Annotated in this window: 1 protein-coding gene; it reads right to left on the bottom strand. The window is 64.7% G+C overall.

Features of this window, described 5'->3' with window-relative positions:
• A partial coding sequence (locus QP413_RS09885; protein WP_284781598.1) for a DEAD/DEAH box helicase family protein occupies positions 1–419 on the bottom strand: 419 nt, incomplete at both ends.

Here is a 419-nt window from a genome sequence, read left to right as displayed (position 1 = left end):
TCGATGTCCTTCCATGGGGCGTCGTAGCGCTTCGGCCCGATCAGGCTGAATACGTCGCCTTCGCGGCCGTCCTCGCGCACCAGGGTGGCGGTGAGCCCCAGACGGCGGCGAGACTGCAGGTCGGAGGTCATGCGGAACACCGGGGCAGGCAGCAGGTGAACCTCGTCGTAAATGATTAAGCCCCAGTCGCGGGAGTCGAACAGCTCCAGCGCCCGGTATTCGCCCTTCGACTTGCGCGTGACCACTTGGTAGGTGGCGATGGTCACGGGGCGGATCTCCTTCTTCTCTCCGGAGTATTCGCCGATTTCATCCTCCGTCAGGGAGGTGCGGCGCACTAGCTCGTCCTTCCACTGCCTGCCCGCGACGGTGTTCGTCACCAGGATCAGGGTGGTGGCCTTTGCCTTGGCCATCGAGGCCGC

The sequence above is a fragment of the Corynebacterium sp. UMB4614 genome (assembly GCF_030217065.1).
Classification (GTDB): Bacteria; Actinomycetota; Actinomycetes; order Mycobacteriales; family Mycobacteriaceae; genus Corynebacterium.
The sequence above is the reverse complement of the archived record's forward strand: the minus strand, read 5'-3'. Positions and strand labels throughout refer to the sequence as shown.